We start from the raw sequence: 13766 nt of genomic DNA on the forward strand, positions 1-13766 counted from the left end.
TGAATAAATAACCCATCAAAAGACACCCCAAATATAAGGTAGGTATTTATCCACCTACCTTATCTTGCTCGTCTATTTACTCACGTTTTTAAATAGAACATTCCGCGTACTCGGTCACCTGTTGGTTTAGGTGAGTAGCCAGCTCATCATAAGGAATAGGGCGAGAGAAGTAGTAGCCTTGCATTAAGTCACATCCACATGCCTTTAGAATCGCGAAGTGCTCGTTTGATTCTACGCCTTCTGCCAATACCACCATGCCGAAGTTCTTACCGATTGCGATGATGTTTTGCACCATGGTGAGTGACTGCTGATCGACAGCAATGTTCTCAATAAAGCTCTTATCGATTTTTAGTTCATCGATAGGGAGTGCTTTCAACATGCTTAGTGATGAATAGCCTGTACCGAAGTCATCTAAAGATATTTTAATATTCTTTTCGTGTAAGGCCTCAAAAATAGGTTTTACTATGTCTACGTCTTCAATGAACAGGCTTTCAGTGATCTCTAATGTTAGACAACTTGCAGAGAGTTGATACTTCTCCAGCGTTGTGAATAAATGCTCAGAGAAAGATCGGTGAGAAAACTGTCGAACAGATATGTTGATCGAAAGCCCGATCTTTTGTTCCGTTGTTCGGTGCAAATGAGCGATCTGCATAATGCTGGACTCAATAATAAAAGTGCCGAGCTTTTGCATTAAGCCAGTGTTTTCAGCCACAGGTATAAAGACATCTGGTGGAACGAAACCCAGCTCGTCGTCAATCCAGCGAACGAGTGCTTCTACACCGTGAATACTTTCATTAGCACGGACCAGTGGTTGGAAGACCATGAACAGAGTTTGTTTCTCGATTGCGATACGTAGCCTTTGTTCTACTTTCATTTTGTAGAGGTGGGCGTCTTGCATCTCCGTTGTAAAAATACTGTACGAGTTTTGCTGCTGCTTCGCTTTGTACATCGAAATGTCGGCAGAGCGTAACAGGCTATCTAAATCTTTTCCGTGTTCAGGAAAACGCGCTACGCCGATGCTACAACCTAACAAGAACTGCGCGCTTTCGACTTCATAAGGTTGAGACAGCACTTCAATAATTCGCTTGGCGAGTCGCTTAATTTCAACTTCATTCGATAAAGGCGTTAAGAATAAAAACTCATCACTGGATTCGCGCACCAATAGGCTGACTCGAGAGCGGAATCTCATCAAACGTAAAGCGATTTGCTTGAGTACCTTGTCACCGAAGTCGTGCCCGTGGGTATCGTTGACGCACTTGAAGTTATCGATATCGATAAACAATAGTGAGAACGGCTCTGACTCATCTTCAATCCATTTACTAATGTTTCTACGCATGTATAAACGGTTGGGTAGAGAGGTTAACGGGTCATGATTCGCTTGGTAGATGAGTTGGCTTCGAGTACGTTGTTCGTTCTTGGCAATCGATTTTACTAAAAAGTAGAAGCCAAATTGAAGAAAAATAAAGGCAACAAAAAGAATGCCAAACTCTTTTACGAATATGCCATCGACGTGCGATAGGTCTGTACGGCCGACCACCCAAAGCTTGTAGTCTGGAATGTATTTAGCGCTAACGAGCGAGTGGTATGTGTCGTCACTGATACTGAAAGAGTACGTGTCTTTACCGGTTTTTGCTTCTTTGACGCTGACATTTACTTGTTCTAAAAAGTTTTTGGTAATGCGCTTCATCAGGTCGTTAGCAACAGGTTCCAAATAGGCGTCAAGAGATTCGATGTCGCTAGAAAAGAACTGACGATAGTTGTCTGTTCTAAGCAAAGTTAACGTGTTGTAGCTACCTGCGTGTGCGTTGCTTTCAAATACGATCGTACTGTCCAAACGCAAACCCGCAGTCATGACCGCATCGACATGCTTGCCATCGATTGAAATCGACTTTCTTAGTGGAATTACTAGGCTGTTAAGTGAGTCCTGGAAATAGGTACGTCCCAACACCATTTTTTCGCTAGACATGGCCTCGAGAAATGAATCTCTGGTGTATGAGTCGTTAAGCAAATTATGCTGATCGGACAGCTGTAGGTTTGAGCTAATTGCAAGGTAATCACCTTCAGGATTAAGTAACCCAAATGCGGCTATCGCGGGGTGTGTATCAAGTAGCTTATCTAATATTGGTCGAATCTGGATAGAAGCCGTGCGAGTAAAATCAGATTGTTGGGCTAACTGGTGCCCTACAACTTCAAGTAGTGCTTCTTGGCTGGTCATCAGCGAGCTAACAGAGCTAGAAAAAAGTTCTACCTGAATGTGCTGTTGCTCCGTGAAGTCATCTCTGTTTGCTTGCCACTTGCTTACGCCCAACACAGCGAAAAGTATCAGGGTAAGCAGTACGATCAGAACATACAGCGACCAGATATTTTTCTTAAATAGAGCCATGAGATGCCTTTTGTTAATTGCTACTTAAACAGAGAGCAAGTGACAAACTAGTGGATTGTCAGCGTGATTCATGCAACGAAGGATACAAATATCAATAATGAAAGTATTAATGATTAAATAGTGTAACGACTACGAGCAGAGATTCTTGAGCGAAATATTAGTATTCAGAATTTTGATAACGAATAACCCATGGTTAATCACAGTTTATAGTTAGCAAACGGTCATCGTTTATAGCAGTAACGCTAATCGAGCTCTGGCTTCAAGCGGAGGTAGCCGTTAGCTACAGAGTAAAAAGCTTACTCCATGAGGTTTTGTTCTCACTGTGAATAAGCTTCTTATGCGCACGTCGTATGTTCTAGCAGTATGGTTAACAGTAGCACTAAGTGAAGTTGAATTACTTTTCAGTTACGGCGATAGGTAGCTCCTCGTTAGCGCCCCACTCAGTCCATGAGCCATCGTAAACGCCCATTTCACCTGTATAGCCAGCGAGTTTAGCGGCCAATAATATGATGCAGGCTGTTACTCCAGAGCCACAGCTAAAGAATATAGGTTGAGAAGGGGTGATCTCTATGGTGGAAAATATCTCAATTAACTCTTGTTGAGTTCTTAATTTGCCATCATTTAATACTTGAGCGAACGGTAAGCAAACTGAGTTTGGGATGTGGCCACTACGTAAGCCTTCACGTGGTTCAGGAACTTCTGAATCGAAGCGAGCTTGAGAACGCGCGTCTACAATGTTTGCGCTCTTATCAGTTGAGCAACTTTCAATCTGCTGAGCACTGACAAAATAGTTGTCTTGAATATGGCCTTCAAAGTTGCCCGTTTTCACTTCGGTTCGATAGTCAGTCTCTGTCGCGTAACCAGCTTCGATCCACGCAGGTAAACCACCATCTAAGATGTATACGTTGTTGTGTCCCATTGCCATAAACATCCACCACGCACGGGGCGAAGCGAAGGTTCCGGCGTTATCGTAAACCACAATCGTGCTGTCTTGATTGATGCCAATTTCTTGTGCACGTGTGTTGAAGTGTTTTTCGGTCGGGAACATGTGAGGAAGCAGAGTATGCTTGTTACAAAAATCTTTGTCGTAGTCAAAACGAATAGCCCCAGGAATCATTTGTCCTTTGATCTTTTCTGACTCGCTTGGAATTTGAAACTCGATACTGGCGTCGAGGAGGATGATGTTGTCTTCTGCTAGCAAACGTTGTTGAAGTTGTTGTGGTGAAATGAGTGGCTGATTCATTATTGTTATATCCATTCTTGTTGTTATAGCGATTATTGTTGTTATGCATTACTACTGTTTTAGCTAATACAGTGTTAGAGCGATTCTTGTTGTTAGAGAGATTACTGTTGCTTTTACTAATACCGTTGTTGTCTCGATAGCTACTGTGCGGCTCGACAGTGGATGAACTGATAACTGCTTTGTCCGGTTATTTGATTGTTTAATGTATCAAGCGCGACCACAGAATCAATAGGGCAGTCTGTGGTTGGAGCAATAGAGACCCGAAATACGTCATTATCTTTTGTCTGAACCGTAAGATAACGCCTGTGTCCATCTAAGGATTGAGTCAGCGTGTTCGAAATTACTTTGGCTTGAATGCGTTGTCCTGTCTCAGATGTTAGCTGGAAATAGAAGAGGGCCAATAGCACCTCCACACCGCACATCAATATAAATAGACCTATTTTTAACTGTTTCATGAGAGTAAGTCTTTGAAGGTTATATTGAAAATATAAGTGAGATTGGCGGTAAAGTGAATGTTACTGGCTAAGAAATCTGAATTAACCGCACTTCGGCGAAAACAAAAAAGTGAGCATTTCTGCTCACTTTCTACCTACAAGAATCAATTTTGAATCTGTTTCGTCATAGACCTCGCTGACGACAAGTTAGCTGCTGTTAAACGACTTACCTGTTGTTAACGACTTACTGCCAGACAATCTGAGAATCGCCGCTGGAAACCACTTGTTGTAATGGAGGTTGACCATCGTAGAACCAAATCTCTATCAAGAGTGCTTCATGGTTTACCGGTGCTGCAAAGTTGGAGGCGAACACACCATTATTTAATGGACCTGCAATGACTTTACTGGAGTAATCCGGCTTCAAGGTTGAGTCATCTCTTGTACTAAATCGGCTATAAACGGTCACAAAAGAACGGTCTGTCGAAATGCTGCTGATGTCGATGTCGAGATCAAACTGCTCAACAGAGCTGTAGTCAAACCCGTCAGGTACCACCAAATCACTCATCGTATAGCTTTGCGCTGCTACCGCACTTGTCGTGGGAGACGGCGAAGGCGTTGCTGTTACCGGAGTCGACGGTGTTGCAGGTGTTGCAGGTGTCGAGGGTGTAGATGGCGATGGAGTAGATGCACTTCCGCCGCCGCCACCACCGCCCCCACAACCGGCTAATACCAATGGCGCTGCAGCTAAAATAACGGCTAGTGACTTCTTCATGTTCCAAGTGCTTTGTACAGACATATGTTCTTCCTCAGAGAGATTGCGGTTTGAATCAACGCAATGATTGTCTCGATATTGTTTAGTGTGAATAGTCATAACGTCTCTCCTTATGGTTCGTAACGTTGGTTGTCTGCAGGTGATTGGTACCATGTCTGGTTCGTTTCACCGCCGGATTCTGCGTATGGTTTAAATTCTGGGTAAGCGGTAACAATATCGACGTACTCTAAAGGCCACTCCCATTCGTCATCCGAAGTTACTATGAGAGCCCAAGGGTGGTTTTCTGCTGTTTTAAAGTATTTACCTGTTGATGGATTACTGTCATCGACGCCTAATCCAGCTTCAAAGAGGTTCGTGGTATCAAATGCCTCGGTTGGAGCTTGGTCTGGCAAGTGAACCTCCCAACTGCGTCCTGGATGTAGAGGTAGGTTTTCACCGTGATAATAACCAGGCGTTGCGAAAATGAACGGGTCGTAAGGCATATCAGTCCAACTGCCAGTACTCACACCGTCACCGGCTAAAGTAATACCAATTTGGAATGAGAACTGCTCATCCTCTTTACATCCATTACTGGTGCGGTAAAAGGTACAGCCAGTGCTGATTTTTTCTGTCAGGTCATTGGCGATTACAAATATTGCTTCGCTACGTCCATCTTCTAAGTCGAGGTCAGTGAATACACCGTTGTGTTTCATGTAAGAGTTACCACTACTCACCGAGCTCGGGTCGAGGTTAGGAAGTCGAACAGCAAAACCATTTCTGTATGATGCCCCGACAGCAGCTAAGCGTCCGTCGATAGTGGACTTAACGACTTTTCCATCTTTAAGGATCTCAGTAATGCGATACATAAGAACAGCATCGTTCATGTCGTAGTCGGCTTTATAAGGCCAGTTATCTTCGTACGCGAGCGTTGCGTAGCCAGAAGCACTTGGGAAGTAACGAGCGGTGGCGCCATCGTTAAGGACATCGACTTGAATATCGACCACCTCACCAGAGGTAGAACCGCCAAAGTAGCTCAGGTTGGTTTGTTGACTGAATCTAAATCGAGCCCAGGTAGTACCGGTCAGTGCGTTGATATCGACATTTAGGAACAGGTCATTCTCACCCGCATCCAGTTGGTAGTCGGTAAATACTTGTTCGTCAGCACCATCGAAGCTGCCATCTTGGTTCCAGTCTATCCAAGCTGAAAGGTAACCAGTTGTTGAAGCTTCAATTACTACTTTTGAATCAAGTCCGGCTTCAAGCGCGGTAACAAAACCGATACCACCGTTGGCCCATTCATCATCCACCCCGACAGTTTCATCTGATTGAGGTGTGACATAACCATCTAGATCCGCATCTGGAGGTGTTGTACCTAACCATGTGACGCCATCCAGTTCATGTCGAGGGCCATTACTTGCGAGAAGAGTCAGGTAGCTATCTGGCGCGTCACCGAAGTCGATGTTTGAATCTTCATCTACAACAGGCGCATTCGCACACCGAGCACCATCGTTTTGTCCAGAAGCTGGGCCATTCGAAACAAATTCAACGGCTGGAACAATACCTGCTGCGATATTGGCAGCGTTGTCTGGAGACAGATTGATACGGTAAATTTTACCGTCTTGGTTTCGAGATACGTAGTAGTAGCCGTTTACATCGAAATAACCTGCGCCAAATGTACCTGTTTCTCCAGTGTCACCAATGTAGGTTTCTGCGCCTGTAGTGGGGTTGAAGCTGTACAGGCCACCCGAGTTGTTATCAATACCATACAAAGATCCATCACTTGGATGAAAGGCGAAATCGGTCAGTTTTACGGTTGCCGGGCTACCAGCTATTTTATTAACCGTAACGGTCGCGTTTGGGTCGGTATCTAAAGGAGATAGGTCAACGGTGAATAGCCCTTTTCCTGTACGGTATAAGTAGTAAACGTGATCATATACGTCACCTACATAAAAGGTGTGATCGGTGGGCAATCCACTGGTATTGATGACTTCAGCTTGGAAATCCTGCCCAAGGCGCACCAAGCGTTTGTTGGTGGTGTCATAGCCATAAATATATCTGTCTTGAAAGTCGAAACCAACACCATTGATATTGGCATTCATACCCGTATCGTCTTCTAACAGAGTGGTTGAGCCTGTCACTAGGTTAACGCCCCAAACTTGCACTGGGGTGGATTGAAAGAGGTACGCCTTACTTGGACATGTATCGAATGGCGCTGCGTTGGCGACTAGGGGCGCACTTAATAGCAAACTTAACGTTGTAATTCTCATATCTACATCCTTGTCATGGAAGGTCTAGATACTTTTACAAGTTACGTGCCAATTTTAAGTTATTGATTTTTATTGTTTATATTTTTTGGTGCTGGGGTTTTTATTGTATTCTCAAAATGAGAACTCAAATGAAATTAATCTCTCATAGAGTCTTTCAAATTGATAAAGCGATTTGAGAAGCTGATGTTGAGCTCTAAAAAAGCCCTGACTTTTAGTCAAGGCTTGGGTTTTCGATAAGAGGGGATAGGACTTAGCTTATCCACACACCGAACAATTAGGCATCTTCATTAAATTCATCTCACGCCAGCTGTGCGACATAGCATCGAGAATCAAAAGTTTGCCTTGCTTTGGTTGCCCGAATTTAGCAATCACCTTAATCGCTTCTAGAGCTTGCGCCGCGCCTACCATGCCAACAACAGGTGCCATCACACCGGCTTCAACACAGCTTAAAGCAGCGTTGCCGAATAGAGCGCTCAAGCACTGGTAGCAAGGTGCATCTGCGTCTTGATAAGTGAACACACTAATCTGACCTTCCATGCGAATCGCAGCGCCCGATACTAGAGGCGTTTTAGAGACGTAACACAAGCGGTTGAGTTGATTGCGCGTTTCAACGTTGTCACTGGCATCAAGAACAAGTGAATGTGCTTCAATCAACTTGCCAAGTGCTTGGTCATCAAGCCTGTGGTCAACAGTTTCAATCGTCAGGTGAGGGTTCAGTATCTGTAACGATTCAGCGGCAGAATCGACCTTCTTCTTACCAATATCAGCATCGGTGTGAAGTACTTGTCGCTGTAAATTTGAAAGCTCGACAATATCATCGTCGATCAGTGTCAGCTTACCAATACCCGCCGTCGCAAGGTATTGCGCAGAGGCACAACCCAAGCCGCCGGCACCCAGTACCAAGATTGAGCTCTGTTTCAGAGCCTCTTGGCCTTCAAAATCAAACTGTTTAAGAATGATTTGACGGTTGTAGCGAAGCATCTCAGCATCAGACAGTATTTCCATCATCAAGCCTCGTTAGTAAAGCGTCGAGTTAAACAGTTGAATCTGAACCGTTTCACCGACTTCAACACGGCCACGTTCGCGCTCTAGTACCACAAAGCAGTTTGCTAAGCTCATTGAGCGGAAAGCGCCTGAACTTTGGTTACCTGTTGTTTCTACTACAAACTGACCGTTTTCAATCGAGTAGATACCACGTTGGTAATCAGTACGGCCTGGGCCTTTTTTGAATGCAGATTTAGTGATAGCAGGAATCGACTCTGGTGCTGTCCATGCTGCGTGACCAGCCAATTTAGCTAACATAGGCTGAACCAAAACATACATGGTCATCATCGCCGACACTGGGTTACCCGGTAAACCACAGAACCACGCGTTATCTAATTCACCGAATGCGAACGGTTTGCCAGGTTTGATTGCCAGTTTCCAGAATCCGATTTGGCCGATCTCTTCCAAAATATCTTTGGTGTAATCCGCCTCACCAACACTCACGCCACCAGAAGTCACAACCACGTCTGCTATTTGCTGTGCTTTCTCGAACGTTTCTTTAAGCGTTGCAGGACAATCTGGGATGATACCCAAGTCGATAGCTTCACAACCAAATGCTTCGATTAATGGTTTAATACCGTAACGGTTACTGTCGTAGATCTGACCGTCTTCAAGCGGTTGACCTAATGGCTTTAGCTCATCGCCAGTAGAGAAGAAAGCGACTTTAGGTTTATGTAACACTGTCACGTGGCTCACACCCAATGAAGCAATCATTGGAATGTCACGAGGTGTTAAACGCTCACCACGGCTAAGTACGATATCGCCTTGCTTGATATCGTCACCAGTAGGGCGAATGTTATTGTTCAGCTTGATGTCGTCTTGTCGAATCTCAATGCCAGCGTCAGTTTCGGCCGTATTTTCTTGCATGATTACAGCGTCACAACCTTCCGGGATCTTTGCGCCTGTCATAATGCGAATACAGGTGTTTGCTGGCCATTCACCTTCAAACGGTTGGCCCGCAAAAGACTTGCCTGCTAATGGAAGAACTTTACCGTTCTCTAAGTCTGCTAAGCGCAATGCATAGCCGTCCATTGCTGAGTTATCAAAAGGAGGGACGAAAATAGGGGATAGAATATCTTCAGCAAGTACGTAACCCAATGCTTCTGCTAATGGCAATGATAAGGTCGTTTGAATAGGTTTAATTGGCGATAGCAGCTTATCTAGTGCTTCTTCAATTGGCATCAAGCCCGGAGCGTCGCAACAGCCCATAATTGAAATCCTTTGGTCGTTATTATTTTGATTTAGTGGTTGGCAATGGTGGCTCAATAATTATCAAATCACGGTTGTTCGCCAACGAAATTGCAGCCACTTTAGCATAGTTTAAGCCCCGTAAATAATGACCTCCCTTAAAATATGGGTGTATTTATTCAAAATTCCGAGTATCCTTGTTTGCCATCCAGAAGGGGTATTAAAAGAGGAAGTTCAATGTCAGGTCTTAGCGAATCAGCGAAGTTGGTTAAAGATGCGCTAGCAAGCCGCGGATTAGAGACACCAATGCGTCCTAACCAGGTTAGCCGAGAAGAGAAAAAGGAACGAATCGAACACCATATGCGTGAGATTCTCACTCTCCTTGAACTTGATCTTGCAGATGACAGTCTGGAAGAAACACCGCAACGTATTGCAAAAATGTATGTGGATGAGATTTTCTCTGGTTTGGATTACGCCAATTTCCCTAAAATCACCGTGATCGAAAACAAGATGGGTGTTCGTGAAATGGTTCGTGTAAAAGACATTACCGTCACCAGCACATGCGAACATCACTTAGTGACCATTGATGGTAAAACCGCAGTCGCTTACATTCCTCAAGGTAAGATTATTGGTCTTTCGAAGATCAACAGAATCGTTCGTTTCTTTGCTCAACGTCCTCAAGTTCAAGAGCGCATGACACAGCAAATCCTTGTAGCATTGCAAACGCTACTAGAAACGGATGATGTTGCTGTAACCATGGATGCGGTTCATTACTGCGTAAAATCTCGTGGTGTAATGGACGCAACCAGCGAAACGACAACAACAGCATTGGGTGGTATCTTCAGATCAAACCCAGCAACGCGCCACGAGTTCTTACACGGCCTGCGTTAATACGTTTCGTTATTTGATGAACGCGATTTAGCCTCTGTAAATTGATGTTCGTTGAAATATATTCTAAGCCTCGCTTTTTGCGGGGCTTTTTTGTACTTGTAATGAAGTAAACTGCAAAGACCGCGAATGTCGTCATTCCCTAGAGCGAGGAACGAACGTAATAGGGAATCTGTTTTGATTAGGTGTTTATTAGTGTGGTTAGCGGGAGATCCCCGACTCAGTCGTTCCTCCTTCTCGAGGACGACGGCGAGTGAGGTAAAATACGAGGGTGGGGGTTCAGAGTGTATTCTACGCCAGCCTATTAGAAGCAAACGTTGATGATCTTGCAGAATGAGTGACTTAGTCACTTTCGTCATTCCCTAAAGCGAGGAACGAGCGTAATAGGGAATCTGCATTTTCGATGTGGGTTGGTTGGAACGGAAATTAGATGCGCTCTACAGAATCTATAAAGCGCAAATTTGGGTACAGCAGCTGGTGGAATGCTTAAGTAAGATTAAACAAACGCTTAAAGTGGTGAACAAAACCGGACGGCTTGTTCTCAGCTTGATAGATATTCAAACCATCATAAAAACTTGCCATAAACTCTACGCGAATCTCATCATCACTGCTTCTCGATATACGAGACAACAGCGTAGCGGCTACAGCAGCATGATCATTAGCAAGGCTGTAATCCATTCCTAGTCGTCCTTGAATGAACAACCACAAATGAGTGATTAACTTTAACTGCTGAGCGTTAGAGCTTTGAAACTTGTCGCTGTGCTCAGTACCCACTGTATTATCGAATACATTTTGCATCGCTTCATTCGCTTCTTTATTACTTTCAAAGCGATAGCTTGCATCGATATGTACCTTGGTTAACAGGCCAAGCAACGTCTGACGTGCAGAGTTGTCCGGCTTGTTCTCACAAGCGTGTTTGAACAGAGCGTGGTTTTCATCAATAAATGACGAAAGCTCTTTCTCGTAGCCTGTTGAGAGCGCTTTGACTGAATCGAGACCAGCGAGTTGCAAACACGCTTCGAGCTTAGTTTGGCGCTGAGGTTCAGTCTGAGTTTGGATCTCAGTCATTACTCTGTAGCTCTTCCCACGTTACTTCTGCAGATTGCGTGTCGCTATTTACGAACGCAGAGTTACCCGACAGCATTACTGAAAGGTCCATAGTTCGTTGTGTCATCGCTGCTAGTTGCTCAATACCATCGTTGTCTAGACGAACGATTTGAGCTTTCAGGTAACCGAACTTACCTTTGTTTTGTTCCCACCAAACATTCGATTTAGTGTTGAAGCTGAACACGCTCACAGACTTAGATAAGCGAGTCGCTTTCTTAACGCGTTCTGGATCGGGTTCGCCCACATCAATCCACTCTAAGATTTGGTCATCTAACGACTTCTGCCATAAATCGGGTTCTTCAATGCTAGACAACCCTTTAGTGAACTCAAGTTCAGGAGATGCATTGATACAGAAAGCAATGATACGAGCCATCATGCGCTGTTCTGTTTCAGAAGGGTGTTGTGCAACCGTTAGATTAAAAGAGTCGTAATAGTCGCGATTCATATCGGTTAAAGAGATACGAAACTTATAGATTGTCGGTTTAAGAGCCATTGATAGGGTGTCTTAGGTAGAAATAGTGAGGGGGAATATTACCTTAAATCTCTGAATAGCGGGTAAAAAAATAGCCAGCAGAGGCTGGCTATTTTTAGAAAGCTTTAAAATACTAAATTAAAGTACTTTGATGCTGTCAGCTTGAGGGCCTTTTTGACCTTGAGATACAGTGAACTCAACTTGTTGGCCTTCAGCAAGAGTTTTGAAACCGTCGCCTGTGATTGCAGAGAAATGTGCGAATACGTCTGGGCCGTTTTCTTGCTCGATGAAGCCGAAGCCTTTAGTTTCGTTGAACCATTTTACTTTACCAGTAACTGTGTTAGACATGATGATATCCTAAAATTAAATTTTTATTATGAGCCAATTGTGGCACTGATAGCGTGGAAAAGTTTATTGCTATTGCGTACAACACAACGGGGTTACTAGTAATCCAACGAAATGTTTATATACAAAGAACTTTCTTTCTAGCCGAGATGAAGTCTAAATCAAATCAGGGGATAGTCAATCGAATCCATAGTGAAAGGTTGCAGAAACTTGGGGGTAGTCAAACTTTGCATTCCTTAAATATCATGGAGTTACAGTTGTATGGTGATTTGTTGTCGTTTTTGTGAAAATAGTGGTCGAAATTGATGACGAATTTGGAGTGAATGCACTGTTTTAGCGCATTTATTTTTGCAAATTAGAAGCCGCTAACTGGGTGCTGAGCCCACTTTTAACGGCTTATATTTATAACTGTCGTTGTAAGGGAAATGTCTTTACTTGAACGAGAACTAGACTACTTTTTCAAGCGGTACAGGTTGCCATTATCGGTACTGAAAAAGATGTCGCCGCTTGGTGAAGTTTCGATGTCTCTTATCCTTTCGCTTAAGTCTTCTAAAATACGCTCTTCCTTGATTGCCTCACCTTGTTCATTGACTGTCACAATATTAATGTGGGTAAGCTTAAGTGCGCCAGCCAGCAGTTTTCCTTTCAACTCTGTGTACTTATCGCCTTGGTAAACAATCAAGCTCCCCGGAGCGATTGAAGGAACGTAGACTTTTTTAGGCGCTTCAATACCATCTTTGGTTTTAGACTCGCCAACGCTAATTGGGCCCCAATACTCTTTTCCGTGCGATGTGACTGGCCATCCATAGTTGGCGCCTGCTTTTATTAGGTTGATTTCATCACCACCGCGCGGGCCGTGTTCAATCGACCAAAGCTTTTGAGTCGGGGCATCATAGAACAACCCTTGTGGATTACGATGGCCATAGCTCCAAATCTCATTGAGTACCTTGTTGTTGTCAGTGAATGGGTTATCGCTTGGCGTGCTTCCATCGGCATTTAATCGCAATATTGAGCCAGCATGAGTCATGGTGTCTTGGCCGTTGTCCCTGTCACCACGATCGCCGATTGAAAAATACAGGTGGTTCTCATCAAAGGTGATACGGCTACCAAAGTGACGCCCTGTGTCCGTTCTGGATTTCGACACAAACACGTCTGTCCAATTAGTGATTTCATTATTACTGTAATTAGCAGATGCCAGTGTCGTTACACCTTCACCATCGACGTCTTTACTATAAGTGACGTAGAACCTTCCGGTTTCAAAAGGAGAGAGTGCGATATCCAATAATCCACCTTGGCCTTTCGCCCAAACATTTGGCAGCCTGAACAATGTGTTTTGATCGCCGGTCTTTAAATCAATGTGTTTAATGACGCCTGATTTTTCTGTTACTAGCATGGAGTTATCGTTGATATAAGCCAACCCCCAAGGGATCACGAGTCCGTCGGTGATCTTCTCTGCCTGCCACGCAAAGGCTGACGTTGTAGGAGCAAGGGCAAGCAGCGCCAAAGCACATGAAAAAATACGGTGATGAGTGTTCATTGAAGTCCCTTGATTATGAGCGTCTAGTGTTAGTCTAGCGCTTGTCGTGGGCAGGCGGAAAGCTGAGGTTGCTGAAAAGTGACTATTCACATATTTAGTTGAACGCC

Annotated in this window: 12 protein-coding genes; 1 reads left to right on the top strand and 11 read right to left on the bottom strand. The window is 44.2% G+C overall.

The features are described from left to right. Nucleotides 1-88: 88 nt before the first annotated feature. The 7 genes from AACU28_RS03675 to moeA all read right to left on the bottom strand — a co-directional run bounded on the left by AACU28_RS03675 (nt 89) and on the right by moeA (nt 9331). Nucleotides 89-2383: a putative bifunctional diguanylate cyclase/phosphodiesterase gene (locus AACU28_RS03675; protein ID WP_108093141.1), complete on the bottom strand. Its 2295-nt coding sequence runs from the start codon at nt 2381-2383 to the stop codon at nt 89-91. Between the two features lie 394 nt (nt 2384-2777). After that, on the bottom strand, nt 2778-3626 hold the full coding sequence (locus tag AACU28_RS03680) for a sulfurtransferase (protein ID WP_121602369.1): 849 nt from the start codon (nt 3624-3626) through the stop codon (nt 2778-2780). Between the two features lie 140 nt (nt 3627-3766). Beyond that, the gene (locus AACU28_RS03685) at nt 3767-4081 is read right to left on the bottom strand and encodes a hypothetical protein (protein ID WP_121602370.1); all 315 of its coding nucleotides are present in this window, start codon (nt 4079-4081) and stop codon (nt 3767-3769) included. 223 nt (nt 4082-4304) lie between these two features. After that, nucleotides 4305-4931 (bottom strand): hypothetical protein, encoded by a 627-nt coding sequence (locus tag AACU28_RS03690; protein ID WP_121602371.1) that lies wholly within the window; start codon nt 4929-4931, stop codon nt 4305-4307. Between the two features lie 11 nt (nt 4932-4942). Beyond that, nucleotides 4943-7078 carry an LruC domain-containing protein gene (locus AACU28_RS03695; RefSeq protein WP_121602372.1) on the bottom strand — a complete coding sequence of 712 codons (2136 nt, stop codon included), beginning with the start codon at nt 7076-7078 and terminating at the stop codon, nt 4943-4945. 255 nt (nt 7079-7333) lie between these two features. Then, nucleotides 7334-8083 (bottom strand): molybdopterin-synthase adenylyltransferase MoeB, encoded by a 750-nt coding sequence (gene moeB, locus AACU28_RS03700; RefSeq protein WP_102482568.1) that lies wholly within the window; start codon nt 8081-8083, stop codon nt 7334-7336. 12 nt (nt 8084-8095) lie between these two features. Further along, the gene (gene moeA / locus AACU28_RS03705; protein ID WP_121602373.1) at nt 8096-9331 is read right to left on the bottom strand and encodes a molybdopterin molybdotransferase MoeA; all 1236 of its coding nucleotides are present in this window, start codon (nt 9329-9331) and stop codon (nt 8096-8098) included. A gap of 216 nt (nt 9332-9547) precedes the next feature. Here moeA and folE point away from each other — a divergent pair, with 216 nt between their 5' ends. After that, nucleotides 9548-10201 (top strand): GTP cyclohydrolase I FolE, encoded by a 654-nt coding sequence (gene folE, locus AACU28_RS03710; protein WP_004731548.1) that lies wholly within the window; start codon nt 9548-9550, stop codon nt 10199-10201. A 483-nt stretch (nt 10202-10684) separates the two neighbouring features. On the opposite strand, the gene AACU28_RS03715 is transcribed toward folE, so the two are convergent. The 4 genes from AACU28_RS03715 to AACU28_RS03730 all read right to left on the bottom strand — a co-directional run bounded on the left by AACU28_RS03715 (nt 10685) and on the right by AACU28_RS03730 (nt 13659). Then, the gene (locus AACU28_RS03715; RefSeq protein WP_102503524.1) at nt 10685-11266 is read right to left on the bottom strand and encodes a hypothetical protein; all 582 of its coding nucleotides are present in this window, start codon (nt 11264-11266) and stop codon (nt 10685-10687) included. Next, nucleotides 11259-11798, bottom strand: a complete 540-nt coding sequence (locus tag AACU28_RS03720; RefSeq protein ID WP_004731545.1) for a YaeQ family protein — start codon at nt 11796-11798, stop codon at nt 11259-11261. Before AACU28_RS03720 ends, AACU28_RS03715 begins: the two co-directional genes overlap by 8 nt. Nucleotides 11799-11915: 117 nt before the next feature. Next, nucleotides 11916-12125, bottom strand: coding sequence for a cold-shock protein (locus AACU28_RS03725; RefSeq protein ID WP_004731543.1), 210 nt, complete (start codon nt 12123-12125; stop codon nt 11916-11918). A 448-nt stretch (nt 12126-12573) separates the two neighbouring features. Further along, nucleotides 12574-13659 (bottom strand): PQQ-dependent sugar dehydrogenase, encoded by a 1086-nt coding sequence (locus AACU28_RS03730; RefSeq protein ID WP_121602375.1) that lies wholly within the window; start codon nt 13657-13659, stop codon nt 12574-12576. Between the last annotated feature and the right edge of the window lie 107 nt (nt 13660-13766).

The organism is Vibrio sp. SBT000027 (assembly GCF_963894355.1).
Taxonomy (GTDB): Bacteria; Pseudomonadota; Gammaproteobacteria; order Enterobacterales; family Vibrionaceae; genus Vibrio; species Vibrio splendidus.